The 14,385-nt window shown below is 40.1% G+C and carries 10 protein-coding genes and 1 riboswitch; of the genes, 5 read left to right on the top strand and 5 right to left on the bottom strand.

Going from position 1 to position 14,385, the window contains the following annotated elements:
- Positions 1-101: 101 nt before the first annotated feature.
- From RM545_RS06300 to RM545_RS06280, 5 genes are all read right to left on the bottom strand, one after another.
- Positions 102-2,747, bottom strand: a complete 2,646-nt coding sequence (locus tag RM545_RS06300; RefSeq protein ID WP_311494470.1) for a PAS domain S-box protein — start codon at positions 2,745-2,747, stop codon at positions 102-104.
- A 303-nt stretch (positions 2,748-3,050) separates the two neighbouring features.
- A riboswitch (cobalamin riboswitch) is annotated at positions 3,051-3,240 on the top strand.
- A gap of 222 nt (positions 3,241-3,462) precedes the next feature.
- On the bottom strand, positions 3,463-5,049 hold the full coding sequence (locus tag RM545_RS06295) for a PepSY-associated TM helix domain-containing protein (RefSeq protein WP_311494469.1): 1,587 nt from the start codon (positions 5,047-5,049) through the stop codon (positions 3,463-3,465).
- A 3-nt stretch (positions 5,050-5,052) separates the two neighbouring features.
- A complete protein-coding gene (locus RM545_RS06290) occupies positions 5,053-5,352 on the bottom strand; it encodes a hypothetical protein (RefSeq protein ID WP_311494468.1) in 300 nt (99 codons plus the stop codon).
- A complete protein-coding gene (locus tag RM545_RS06285; protein ID WP_311494467.1) occupies positions 5,352-5,684 on the bottom strand; it encodes a hypothetical protein in 333 nt (110 codons plus the stop codon). Before RM545_RS06285 ends, RM545_RS06290 begins: the two co-directional genes overlap by 1 nt.
- A 50-nt stretch (positions 5,685-5,734) precedes the next feature.
- The gene (locus tag RM545_RS06280) at positions 5,735-6,451 is read right to left on the bottom strand and encodes a hypothetical protein (protein WP_311494466.1); all 717 of its coding nucleotides are present in this window, start codon (positions 6,449-6,451) and stop codon (positions 5,735-5,737) included.
- A 259-nt stretch (positions 6,452-6,710) separates the two neighbouring features.
- Here RM545_RS06280 and RM545_RS06275 point away from each other — a divergent pair, with 259 nt between their 5' ends.
- From RM545_RS06275 to RM545_RS06255, 5 genes are all read left to right on the top strand, one after another.
- Entirely contained in the window at positions 6,711-7,055 is a 345-nt protein-coding gene (locus RM545_RS06275; protein ID WP_311494465.1) for a hypothetical protein, read from the top strand.
- Between the two features lie 507 nt (positions 7,056-7,562).
- Positions 7,563-7,712, top strand: coding sequence for a hypothetical protein (locus RM545_RS06270; RefSeq protein ID WP_311494464.1), 150 nt, complete (start codon positions 7,563-7,565; stop codon positions 7,710-7,712).
- Between the two features lie 560 nt (positions 7,713-8,272).
- Positions 8,273-9,763: an efflux transporter outer membrane subunit gene (locus tag RM545_RS06265; protein WP_311494463.1), complete on the top strand. Its 1,491-nt coding sequence runs from the start codon at positions 8,273-8,275 to the stop codon at positions 9,761-9,763.
- A gap of 18 nt (positions 9,764-9,781) precedes the next feature.
- On the top strand, positions 9,782-10,993 hold the full coding sequence (locus RM545_RS06260; protein ID WP_311494462.1) for an efflux RND transporter periplasmic adaptor subunit: 1,212 nt from the start codon (positions 9,782-9,784) through the stop codon (positions 10,991-10,993).
- Positions 10,994-10,998: 5 nt separating this feature from the next.
- Complete coding sequence (locus tag RM545_RS06255; protein ID WP_311494461.1) at positions 10,999-14,127, top strand: efflux RND transporter permease subunit; 3,129 nt, start codon at positions 10,999-11,001, stop codon at positions 14,125-14,127.
- Positions 14,128-14,385: the final 258 nt, after the last annotated feature.

Raw genomic sequence — 14,385 nt, 5'->3', positions numbered from 1 at the left:
TGTATTGATCTAGAACTCCACTATTTGAGTAGCAAACTCAATCAAAAATATGATTGAAACTGCATAAGTCAGAGAAATCACATAATACCAAAAAATATCTTTTAGTCCTCCAAGGCTTCAAGCAATGTAAAGGTGAATACGGAACCCTTGCCCATTTCACTTTTTACCCTAAGTGATCCACTATGCCGTTGAATGATCTCATTGGCGAGATATAGGCCAATTCCAAAACCGGAATATGTTTCTTCATTATTTCCATCTACACGGTAGAAGCGTTTAAAAATTTTCTTCTGACTCTCCTTTCCTATACCAATCCCGGCGTCCTTTACACTTACTGAAACTTTACTTTCGTTTGCTTTGTTTATCCTTACTTCAATATCGGGATTAAGAGGTGAATATTTAATAGCATTTGTTACAAGGTTAATCAGGACCTGTCCAATACGATCCTTATCTCCGTAAACGTCACATTCATAGTCCCCGGTGATATAGATGTTATGTCCTGTATTGGTATAATTGATATCCTGAACAGTCTCTGCTATAAGGCTGTTAAGTGAAAAGGTCTCCTTCTGGAGATCTAGTTTATTTTTTTCTATACGGGATAAGTCCAGCATTTCTGAAATAAGTCTGGTCAACCTGTTAATCTGATGATCTACGCGCTCCAGGTACATTTCGTAAGGCTTTCCTGAGATCTCTCCTTCTTTTTCCTTTTTTAGAAGGCTCAATAACAACTGCACATAACCTTTAATAGAGGTAATAGGGGTTTTAAGCTCATGACTCACCATCTTCAAAAAGTCTTCCTTACGCTTTTCCTCCAGCTTTATTTTCTGAATCTCTGTAGCAGTACAAATCCACATCTGAATTTTACCATTTTCATCTTTTACCGCCTCTGCCCTACTAAGATGCCATTTGTATTTGTTTTTTTTGTTCAGGTAACGGAATTCCATTTCAAACTCTTTTCCCGATTTCAAAGAATCCTGCCAGTTTTTAAAATAATCTTCCTTTTCATGAGGATGGATATAGTTCATCCAGCCCTTCTCTATAAGCTCCTCAGCTGTAAGCCCTGTGTAATCTAACCAACCCTGGTTAAAATAAACAAAATTACCATGAGCATCAATATTAGCCACTTTTTCGGGCAATAAATCTGCAAGTTGTTTAAAACGGGATTCACTTTCTTTTAGAAGTTCTCTGGATTTCACCATCTCGGTAACGTCTACAGCCATGTTTAAAATTCCGTAAATTCCACCTTTTTCATTACGCAAAACCTTATAGGTGAAATTAAAATAACCCGTTTGAAGTTTGCCGTCTATCATTAAATCTACAGGATCTTCTTTGCCCCAATAAGTCTCCCCGGTCTCATAAACCTCTTGAAGCAAATCATGAAAGGGTTGCCCTTCCAGTTCGGGTAATGCTTCTCTTAAAGTCTTTCCCACAACCGAATGATCTTTCCCCCACAGCTCTATCATAGCATCATTAGCTATTTCAATAGTCATTTCCCGACCAGTATATAGTGCTGTAGCAACATCGGCTTCTTTTATAACAGATCTAATGCGATGTTCCTTTTCCTTAATCAACTGCTCCTTTACCTTTTCTTCATGGACATCTACTACAGTTCCTATCATTCCCTCATATTCACCCTCGGCACTGTAATTTGGACTCCCGCTGTCCAAAACCCAGCGATAAGTTCCCTCCCAATTCCTCAGTCTAAAACTTATAGTGAAATCTTCCTGATTATTATTTGCTTTCGTAAAAGTTTCCCTTATTCTCTTTTCATCATCGGGGTGTACAGCCTTTAACCAACCAAAATCTTTACTTTCGCTCTCGATCTGGCCTGTATATTCGAACCAGTTTTTATTCAAATAGTGATTCTGACCGTCAGGACGTGTAATCCAAATAATTGCCGGTACAGTGTCTACTAATTTTCTTAGCTCATTTTCACTTTCTTCCAGTTTTTTCCTTGCCATTACTTTTTCCGTCACATCTACAGCATGCACAAAGATTCCATCTACCTCATTTGAAGCATCCAGGATTGGTTGATAAACAAAATCCAAAAATGAATTTTTTAACTCCTGTTTACCTACGTAAAGCTTGATTGGTAGTTCACTCCCGGTAAAAGTTTCTCCGGAATTATAAACGTTGTCCAGCATTTCAAAAAATCCCTGATTTTCTATTTCCGGCAAAGCCTCCCTTACAGTTTTCCCCAGGATTTCCCTGTTCCCTACCAGTTGAAAATAATTATCATTAGCCAGTTCAAAAATATGCTCCGGCCCGCGTAAAATACATATCATGGCAGGGGCCTGGGAGAAAATATCATGAAAATTTTCGAGATCATTTTTCTCATTTCTTTTCCCAACAGGTTTAACATCAACTTCATTAAATGAAATTAGAATGAAATCTAAAGAATTTCCCTGTGGATCCAGAAGACCTGCATTAATAAGGAAGTTCTTCTTTCCTTCATTAGGAAGCTCCAGTGAAATATTTAGATCTGTAATACCGTGCTTACCACGCTGTTTGTTTTCCAAAACCTGGTTTAGCTCCTGAAAAAGCGGAATATTTTTTAAACCAAATTCAAAATCGTTGTTCCTTTGCAGTTGAAATGTGCTATAAAACTCACTGTTGGCTTCTATTATACTTCCATCTTTATCAACCACTACCACAGGTTCTTTTATGATATTAACAATGGATTTTGCACGGCTCATTTCTGCAGCCCTTTGTTTCTTAGGGATATTAGCATCGTTAATAATATTCTTCATGGAAATACTTCTTGTAGTGATCTTAAAAAAGAAATTCTTATCAAAATTACTATTTAATTTAAATTATGATTTGTTATTCTAAATGTAAAAAGCTTACACTTTAAATAGATAAAAATAAAGTTTGCAATTACGGCGGCTCTTATTTTACTTACTACTGAAAATGGGCTGAAACTTACAGCTTTTGAAGCAGTAGTCCAAGAAAGCTTAATTTTACAATTGAATACCAAAATTCACAATATTAGAAAAAATTCCTATTCGACTAATTTGTTTCCGTTCCTTTTTTGTAAAAGCTCGTTCATTATTTCTTCATCAACCGGAAAAGGTTTTACTTAGCTGTAAAATAATGGGAATCGTGCGAAAATTAAGAACTGTTGCACAACCGTAAATAACATTCAGGCTTTTGCGATTAAAGAGCCACTGTTCTAGTAGTAGATTTGGAAGGCCAGGTAAAAACGTTACAAGTCGGGATAACTGTCTTGTTAAGAATCGAGAATGGTTTTGCGGTTTGAAGCTTTCCTGAGCGAGATGTGCTATAAAACAGTCTATGCGTTAAAATGGCAATTTTCGACTTATTAATCTCGTGCTTCTCCTTCCTCAATTCTCCTGAAGCTTCCCATTAGGCTTAAGAACAGTAAATAAAAGACTTTTTTACGGCAACTTCTGCTTCCGAAGAAATTATGAAAAATACTATGATCGATTTGAAGTCATTTATAAATCACTTTATAGAAGTCCTGGAATCTCCGTTAATTCTCTTCAGCCTAATCCCTACCATAAATGTAATTAGAGCCAGAATTATCCAGAAAACATCTATAAAGAGGATATCGTGGTGTGCTTTTGCAAAAGATTTCCAAAACCAGTTGCCAGAAATGACTCCGTTTGCTACAGGAATCATTAATCCCAATATTGCACCTAAGATCAGCGTATATTTATTCGTAAAGAAATTGTCTTTCTTCAATGTAAAGAGAAGGATAAGTACCAGCCAGGCATAAAAGAAGATCTGGTAAATGCTGGTCATTCTTTCGGGATCAAAATCGTATATAAACAACTTGACAGCGACAAATGTGAAAGCCGTAGCAGGATACATCGTTAAGCAGATCGCAATAAAACTCCAACCCAGCCAGGCATTAAACTTTCTTTTTTTCTCAGTAATATGCTTTTTATCTCTGGCAACCAGCCATATCAGAATTCCGGAAATAATCACGAAGCAGGAGATAATCCCGAGAATAAAATAGATAATTTTTAACCCTAAGCCTCCATAATCACCAAAATGTAGACGTTCCATAATTCCTGTGGCGCCATCAACATAAGATGTATTTTCAAACGGATTTTTTTCTGATACAATTTTCCCTGTTCCCGCATTAAAGACCAACTCGCCTCGTCCAATAAACTGTTTTCCATATTGAGGAAATCCTTCTACTCCAACGTGCATGTTTTCGTCACCGAAATTGTAAAAAGTAACTTTTTCTATATTAAAATCGGGCCAGTAAGATTCCGTTTTCTTGACAAAACTGTTAAGATCTGGGGTTGCTTCAGACTTTTTCATTGCCAGGGGAAAATCTTTGGTACCCACCCCAAGATCTTCAAACATTTTTTCTGAATCACCCTCATAAACAATGGATATTACAGGCGGTGCCACAATTGCAGTAGCGATAATAAAGAAGATTCCTGTAACCGCATAGATAAACTGAAATGGAAGCCCAATAACTCCCAGTGCAGTGTGGGCCTCGGTCCAGATATTTTTAAGACGGGCTTTCGGCCTGAAGATGAAGAAGTTTGAAACTATCTTTTTCCAGTGAACCAATATCCCTGTAATAATTGCAAAAAGAAAGAAGAAGGCAATGCTGCCTGCCAGAAGATATCCACTACTTCCATATAAATTGAGCTGCGCCAGGAAATGTAACCGGTAGAGAAATTCTCCTATTGAATAATTACTGGCATAGTCATAGGTGTTTTGAGAATTTATATCCATGTAAAAAAACTCTCTTCCAGAAGCGTCTTGTTGTACTGTTGTATCCTTAGAGGGTGTCAAATTGACGCTTAGCCTTCGCTCTTCAAAGTACTTCGTAAAGGATATGTCACGACCGTAGGTGGAATGCGTCTGGTCTAGCGAATCCATCATCGTATTAAAATTCGCATTACCAAAACCTTTTTCTATCACAGGTTCATTTCTCTCCCAGCTAATAATCTCATCCCGAAAAAAAGAAAAAGAACCGGCAAAAAATATGATATAAAGGCCTACACTGATAATAATTCCGCTTACCGTGTGCGTGTGGAATAATATATTATAAGTTCTATTAGTCATCACTTAAATAATGGGGTTATAGCTTTTTCCGAAGTAAAAAAGGATACTAAAAAGTAACGTAAGCAATAGATAGATTCCCCAGATTTTCCATCCGTTTTTTGCAAGGAAAGCAATAATTAAAAGTGCGGACCATAAAATAAATCCTCCAAATCGAAGCGTCATAAGCACATGTACATGATTCACCCAAAAAGCGAGTGCAATGTGAAGGGATTCCATCACCAAATAACCACCGATTAGGCCGGCCGATATTTTCGCAAAGCGTTGGCTTTTTAATTTCGTCAGGTATTTTTTGTTTGCCGGCATCAGATGAAAATAATTTCGGTAAGAATGGAAATCATGAAGATAATCGTGAGAGTGCTAAATGTCAGGAAACCCAGCGGTGCCAGAAGTACAGTAGTACTTGCCACAGTCATAAGGATTACTATACCTGCGAAACTACCAGATCCAACACCATAAAAAATAATGCTGAGAATAAGCGCTATAGCTATGAGACCATAACCTAAATATTTTGAAGGTAGGCGATGATCCCGAACCCACTTCTCAAGAAACAACGAGCTACTTAACTGTACCTTCTCAGAGGTGTGGTATAGGACAAAAAAACCTAAAAAAGTAATGGAAATGATGAGGGTTAGCATAAACAAAAATTCCTTTTTAGCTCGTACAGTAAAAATTAAACTTAGCTAGTTTACAGTACGATTTTTTGAGTGGCACACCTCCATGTAGCCTTATATGAAGCTTTTTCAGTTCGTCCAGCTTCATTTTCATCATAAGTTGTCGCCTCAATAAAGTGAGCGCCTTTTTCCTCCAGATTGAATGTAATTACTCCTTCAGAATTGCTTTTTTCTTCTTTCTTTTTACCCGATGGCATAAAAACTGTCGCCGTAATTCCTTCTTTCGGCTCTCCTTTAAAATAAGTTTTAAAACTACGTACTCCGGAATCTTTGGACTGTTGTTCTTCCACTAAACTTAATTCAGGATTTTCTTTAGTTACCGGTAGTACACCTGAAGAATTTCCTGCCCAAATATTCGCAAAGGCATTAAATTGATAAGCGGTTCCATCTCCGGGATCTTCAGCAGTATGTGCTATTTCCAGTCGGTATGCTCCTTCTTTTTCAGGTGTAAAGGCCGCAGTAAAATGATCTTCATGGGCGGTGGTTTTTAGTTTTACCCTCTCCCCATTTGGCTGTACCATGTAAAGTTGAAATTCTGCTACGTTGGAGTACCAGTCTACTACTTTTTCAACACTGCCGTCAGCAAATTCACTGTAATAAATTTTCACTTCCTGCTCCTTTCCTGGAACAGCCCGAGCTTCAGTATCGATTACAAGAGCATGTGCATGAGCAATAACTGCCTTTAGGAAGAGGAAACTGAATAACAATAAGGTAGATCTCGTAGTTTTCATTTTAAATATTATTTGTTGCTGATTAGATTATTTTTTATTCCAGACCTCCCGACTTGCTCAACATGTAATTGACTAACAGAAGCCGCAGAAGCATTCTTTTCGCTTTCGCATCTATTTATTAAGACTAAGTCTAAATTAAAACAAATGTAAATATTTTCCTGAAGGAAAAAAGGAAGCTTATAACTTTTTTCATTTTTATTAATATCAAACTCAGATCTTCTGTCCTATAATGGATCTCTTAACGCATTGGTAACTAAAAATGCCGAACCTTAATTTACTGATAACGTGCATCAGGGAAAACACGATTATTTTTGACTTAAATATTAAAATTGACGATATGATCTTAGAAAAAGAAAAAAAGCTAATCCGTGAGACAATTGAATTTCCAGTACAATATGACCGGGTACAACAAACCATCAGAGATGCCAAAAAAATGATGGTGTGTGACATTAGAGGATGGGGAAAAATCCAGTTTATGAATAAACCTGAACAGCGGCAGGATGCAATTGGTGAAGTAATCGCTAAGCTTCTGAACGAATATCATTTCAAAGAAAACCTGCGTTGCGATGATGAACAATTAAAAGAGGATATGGTTTTTATATAATCAACCCCTCTTTTGGATGTAGCAGCACGTAACTGAATTATTTAAAGTTTAAAAATGGCAATTTTCGTGCTCCGGTTTCCTTTTTAAACAGCCAGGATATAAAAGTCTGCACCGTTCTTTCTTCATTTTTACTGAAAAATTAGCTTTTCTTCTAAAAAGTGCTGAAAGAAATCGAAATTCTACTAAATAAATCCTCCTTTCAGCATATCAGCAACCTCTTATCTTCATTTTCCTGAGCTATATGCTTACTTTTTTCTAAAAAAAACCTTTCGGAAGCCGAGAGCAGCTTTTTTTTACCCAATTATCATCTGAAATTCTTCAGTTTAGATGCAGGCTTAAAAACGACAATTTGAAGAAAAAAGTAAGAAAAACTACAACTTAAATGTGGAAATAATTCCAAAAGAACCCTTAGGCTAATATTCCTACCCTTCAGCGAAAATTATTCCTTTTACAGATTTTTATCTTTAAATTTAAGATAAACAAAGTATTAACTTAAAAATTATCATCATGGAACTCTTTTCTGCTTTTGCTGATAATTATAAAGTTACCATGAAGGGCATTAATGTTTATGTGAAGATCTTTTTCACTCTTGTCCTTGCTTTTATTCTTCTTGCAGTGATTAGTGCTGTTGTGAATGTAATAATAAATGGAGCTTAGAACTTTATAATTATTCACTGCCAAATTAAATACTGAAGCCTTAATTTAAAAGTCTACAGCAGATTTTTATTGGCATCTTACAACCTTCTTCTTTTAAGGTTTGAAAAATTTACTGATTTTTTTCAGATGCTTCATTATGGACCTTGAATTAAAATTATAGAATTTCAGAACCTAACGGTATCAAAACCTCAAAAGATCAGCGTTTGTTTACTTCAGGTGTCCTAATAGGATTGAAAGGTAAATGGAAATCTGACCGTGATACTTAAAAGAGGTAGTCCAAAAGGGCAATTATCGATCTAAAATTTGTGTTTATTAATGATTTTGTTATTTAGGGCTTCTTACCACTGAAGATTTCACTTCTCTTCCTCATTTTATTTTCTCCTCAAAAATTAAAAATAGAGTTGTCAATCTCCAGCCTATGTGTGATATTTCATTGACTTCATTAAAGAAATTGAACAGATCATAAAGTTTTTCCTACCAGATAAAGCATTGTTGTGAACTTCTAAAAAAATAGTAACTTTAAGAAGTAGCAATGTGCAAAGAATTAAGAACCTGGAACAGTGCGTAGTAAATGCGGCATTTTACACGCTGCAGCAATACCCGTTTCTATTGAACCTGAAATTATTTTACCTCTAACAATATTACCGACAAAATCCGGACTATCGGCTGGAAGGTCTCCCTTCTTGCTATGGATGCCCCTACTCTGCTTTTGCATTCTCAGTAGCTGTGCGCCAAAACTTCAGAATGTAGAGCCCCCCATTGAGGAAGCTGGTGCGTTTTCCTACACCGGGAATGAAGCCATTCCGGAAGAATGGTGGAAATCATTTAATGATCCCGATCTGGATTCCCTTATTAACATTGCGTTAACAAAAAATCTCAACCTTGCCGCTACCTGGGAGCAATTTAAGGCTGCTCAGGCTATTGTAAGACGTGAGAAATCCTTTTTATGGCCGGAAATAGATCTTGCCGCCCGGAGTGCGATAAGCCGTCCGGAACCCGACTTTGCGGGAGGTGAAAACTTCCAGGCAGGTCTTGCTGCCGGTTACGAGCTGGACCTCTGGGGAAGAATACGATCTGGCATACAGGCCGAGAAGTTTAGGGCAGAGGCATCCTTTTATGATTATCAGGCAGCAGCCATGACACTTTCAGCAGAGATAAGCAACACCTGGTTCCAGCTGCTCACTGTGGAAAAGCAACTGGAATTAACGAATCGGCAAATTGAAACCAACGAAGAAATTTTAAGGCTTATCCGCGCGAGATTTACCAGCGGACAGGTTAGAGCCGTAGATATATTGCGCCAGCAGCAGTTATTGGAAAGTACACGGGATCAGAAGATTTTCTACGAAACACAATTGATGCTACTTCAAAACCAATTGGCGGTGCTTCTGGGACGTCCTCCTCAAAATCTATTGATAACGCCAGAAACTGCCCTTCCGGAATTACCTCCTCTTCCCGAAACAGGACTTCCACTGGAACTTATCAGGCGCCGTCCTGACGTTCAGCAGGCTTACAATCTGGTTTTGTCTGCAGACAGGGAAATGGCACAGGCAATAAGAAGCAAATATCCCCGCCTCACATTCGATCTAAGCGCCCAATCCAGATCAAATAACTATGGTAACCTCTTTCAGGACTGGGCATATACGCTTGCCGGTAACCTTGTCGCCCCATTATTGTACGGCGGACGCATACGTGCAGAAGTTGATCGCACCGAAGCTTTAAAAAACCAACAGCTCTACTTATACGGGCAAACGGTACTTATTGCTTTTAGAGAAGTAGAAGATGCACTCATCCGGGAACAAAAACAAAAGGAAAGAATTGAGGTTCTGGAACGCCGATTGGAGCTCGCACAAAAAACAAACAAGCAATTAAGAATAGAATTCCTAAACGGCCTTAGTGAATATCTGGACGTGCTGCTTTCACTGGACCAGGAACAGCAGTTACAAAGAGATATTCTTGAAGCCCGGCAAACACTCTTAGAACACAGAATCACTTTATACCGAACATTGGCTGGCGGATTTGAAACAGAACGAACAGATTCCGCAGAATTTTAAATAAAGAGAAAGGCGCTTATGAATACAAAAAAAATATTGATCATCTGCCTCGGCATCCTTCTTCTTGCGGTGGTCGTCACTTATTTAATTTTTTCCACCGAACCAACGGCAAGTTCTGAAGGTGCCACAAAACAAACAGCGATGCTGGTAAATGTTGTGGAGGCAGAAGAGGGTGATTTTCGGCCGGTCATTGAGGCCACCGGGATGGTGCAACCGGTAGAGGATGTGATGCTTAGCCCTCAGGTGAGTGGTCAGGTAATACGCAGGTCTCCGGAATTTATTCCCGGAGGATTTGTTCAAAAGGGAGCGGTTCTCTTACAAATCGATCCTTCAGATTTTAGAAATACCCTGGAGTTAAGGAAAAGTGATCTTTTACAGGCTAAAACAGACCTTAATATGGAAATGGGCCGACAGGAAGTGGCAGAACAGGATCTGGAACTCGCCGGTCTCGATTCCCTTTCAGAAAACCAACGTTCTTTAGTATTACGCAGGCCACAGCTTGATGCCATAAAAGCCAGGGTAAAAGCTGCCGAAGCAGCTGTGGCACAGGCGGAACTTCTATTATCGCGCACCACAATAAGAGCGCCTTTTGACGCCCATATTTTAAGTCAAAATGTAACTGTGGGTTCACAAGTTGCACCCGGGGACGAGCTGGGCCGTTTGGTGGGCAGCGAGCAATACTGGATTACCCTCACGGTTCCTGTAGATAAACTTCAATGGTTGTCTTTTCCCAAATCTGATGATGAGACCGGATCTACCGTAGAGATAAGAAATTCGGGCTGGCCAAGCGGTGTTTCCCGGACAGGTTACCTGGATAAACAGGTAGGTGCACTCGATGACCAGACAAGACTTGCACGCGTGCTCGTAAGAATTAATGATCCCCTGGCACGTCAAGACACTACAGATACCGAACGGGAGCTCATAATAGGAGGTTTTGTAGAGGCAGAAGTACAGGCGCGGGAGATAGAAAATGTGGTACGCTTAGACCGGGATTATCTCCGCACTAACCAGACGGTATGGGTAAATGAAGATGGAGAACTGTCCATCAGGAAAGTAGATATTATTCTTACCGACGCGCAATATGTATACATCAGCGACGGTCTTCAACAGGGAGAAAAAGTGGTCACAACCAATCTAAGTGTAGTTTCCGAAGGAGTGAAACTAAGAACGGAAGGATCTGGAAACACTTCTGAAAATACTAATGAGGAAGAACCAAATACAGAGGAATAACAGCCATGGAGAAGCCGGAGGATAAAAATGTGCGGAAAGAAGGAGCTATAGCGTTTATGGCCAGGAATTCCATTGCTGCAAACCTGTTAATGATCATTTTAATAGGTGGCGGGATCTGGACGATGTTCAATATTCAGAAGGAGGTATTTCCGCAGTTTCAGCTGGACTACGTAGAGGTAAATGTTGCATATCCAGGTGCTGCACCTGCCGAAGTAGAACAAGGTATTTTGCTCCCCGTAGAGGAAGCCATACGCGGTATCCAGGGAATTAAGGAAATAACTTCTACCGCTAACGAAGGCTCAGGAAACATCCTTGTTGAACTGGTTGCCGGTACAGACCGGATGCAGGCTTTTCAGGACATAGACCAGGGAGTACGGCGTATCCAGACCTTTCCCGATGATATTGAGCGGCCACAAGTAAACCTCCAGTCGCGCCAGCGGGATGTAATGGAAATAGCCATTTACGGGGAAAGCGACATCTGGACGCTGCGAATTTTGGCAGAACGCTTACGTAACCGACTATTAGGTGATCCTCAAATTACACAGGTAGAGATAGGAAATGTACCAGACTATGTGACCCATATTGAAATTCCGCGGCACAAGCTTAGAGAATACAACTTAACACTGGGACAGGTGGCCGATATTGTTGCCCAGTCTAGTGAAGATGTGCCGGCAGGTGCAGTAGAAACACATTCAGGAGAAATTTTACTGCGAATGCAGGAACGCAAACAATGGGCAGAAGAATTCGGAAATATTACCATTATTTCCTCTGCTTCCGGCGCAAGGGTTACTCTTCAGGATATAGCTACCATTACCGACGGGTTCGAAGAAACCGGCTTCCACGGACAATTCAACCAGAGTCCTTCCGTAGATCTGAGCATCTATCGAATTGGGGATCAGTCTCCGCTAGAAATTGAGGAAACTGTGCTCGAAATTATCGAGGACTTTCAGTTACCTCCGGGAGTGCAATTCCGTATAGACAGCAACAGTGCAGAAGATTATCGTGAAAGGCTTTCCTTACTTACAGAAAACGGAATCATGGCCATCGCTATCGTACTGGTGATCCTGGCGCTGTTCCTGGAATACCGCCTGGCATTTTGGGTAATGATGGGAATGGCAATTTCTTTTATTGGCGGCATTATTTTCCTCCCCCTTTTCGGACTTAGTATTAACATGATTTCTATGTTTGGTTTCCTGGTGGTTCTGGGGATTGTTGTGGATGATGCTATTGTGGTAGGAGAAAATGTTCATGAATACAGGCAAAAAGGAATGAATCCCATAGATGCTGCCATTGCCGGCACCAGAGATGTTTCCAAGCCGGTGATCTTCAGTATACTTACCACTATTATTGCTTTTGTACCACTGCTTTTTATGCCAGGAGAAACAGGAAAATTCTGGTGGCCACTACCTGCAGTGGTAATTGTTATTCTAGCCGTTTCTCTTTTAGAAGCTCTTTTTATCCTGCCTTCCCACCTTGGCCATCTTAAAGCAAAAAAAAGAACAGGTTGGGCAGCGAAACTGGAAAAACTACAGGAATCTTTTGCTAAAGGCTATGATAGGATTATTGACAAATATTACCGGCCCTTACTGGACCTTTGTCTCAAATATCGGTATATCACCTTAAGTGCGGCTGTAGCCCTCCTCCTTATCGTTGGCGGATATGGTTACAGTGATCACATGGGAATGATAATGATGCCTGAAGTAGCGGCAGATGAGATTGAAGCGGGCGTGAGACTGCCGGTGAGTACCACTCCCGAACAAGCTGCTCGTGTCGCTGAAGAAATTACCGAGTCTACGCGCAGGATGTTTGAAGAACACGACCTGTACAAAGTGGCAGAAGGCGTAAAAACTAATGTTCGGGGGCAAAACTTTATTGACGTGGAGATCGTAATGCTCCCACCAGACGAAAGGGACATGACCGCAAGGGAGCTTATCGCACTGTGGCGCGACAATATTGGCGACATTGCCGGAGTGGATCAAATCACTTTTGAAGCAGAACGTGGCCCCGGCGGTTATCAACAGGATATTAGTGTCGACCTAAGTCATTCCGATATTGATGTGCTGGAAAAGGCAAGCACAAAGTTTCTTGAAGAGATGGAAGCTTTTGAAAACACCCGCGATCTTAATGATAATTATAACAAAGGAAAGGTACAATACGATTTTAAGCTTTTACCGGAAGGCAGGAATTTAGGTCTTACCTCAAATGAAGTGGGCCGACAGGTACGGGACGCTTTTTTTGGCGCTCTTGCCATGCGGCAGTTAAGGAGCACCAATGAAATTGAGGTACGCGTAAAGCTTCCACTGGAAGAACGACGTGATATCGATAATCTTGAAAACTTTTTAGTTCGTACTCCCGCAGGTGTTGAAGTACCTCTTCTTGATGTAGTCGAGGTGGAACAGCGGGAAGCATTTACCAGCATTAATCGAAGAGATGGCCGCAGAGTTGTGAATGTGGGTATGGACGTAGAACCATCCAACGCGGTGAGCCAGGTACTGGCTTCTGTTCAAAACGAAGTTTTACCACAGCTAAGGGCAGACTACCCTGGGCTTACCTGGAGCTTTGAAGGAAGCCAGGCAGATATGCGTGAATCTACTGATTCCCTTTGGAGCGGTTTTGCTATGGCGATGTTAATTATTTACGCTCTTTTAGCTATTGCTTTTGGCAGCTACAAACAGCCACTTATTGTATTGTCTGCAATTCCATTTGGGATCGTTGGTGCCGTAATAGGTCATATTTTATTGGGCTATGATCTTTCTGTGGTAAGTTTAATGGGTGTTATCGCCCTCTCGGGTGTGGTTGTAAATGATGCTTTGATTATGATCGATTTTGCCAATAAACGAAGGGAGACCTCATCTATATACGATGCCATTCACGAAGCCGGACTACGCCGTTTCCGGCCGATTATGCTTACCACCCTCACCACTTTTGGGGGCCTCACTCCTATTATCCTTGAAACATCCAGCCAGGCCGAATATCTTATCCCTATGGCAATTTCTTTAGGCTTCGGGATCGTTTTTGCCACTTCTATTATCCTCGTGATTGTGCCATGCCTGTACCTCGTGCTGGAAGATGTAACCTTACTTATTAAAGAAGGACGAACTGTAAAACGTAAAGCGGAACCCTCAGGAGTTTAGAGAATTTTAGATAAAAAATGCCAGTTTTTATATCCTCAGGTTGACCCTACTCAAACTGAAGGTCGAAAACTGGCATTTTAAGCTATTGACTAAGATCAACAAAAATTGGTTGGTAGTTGGTCTTTTCTGAGTAATAAATTTCGGAAGAAAAATGCTAATTATCAATACCCAAAATGTGGTAGTTTATGCTGAAGATGTTCTACGGAAACTTTTAATGCTTCTGTTCCCATTTTTTATTATAAAAGAGCTATTTAAGGA

Origin of the sequence: Autumnicola lenta, from assembly GCF_031846515.1 — a bacterium.
GTDB lineage: Bacteria > Bacteroidota > Bacteroidia > Flavobacteriales > Flavobacteriaceae > Autumnicola > Autumnicola lenta.
This window is presented reverse-complemented; position numbering and strand designations above follow the sequence as displayed.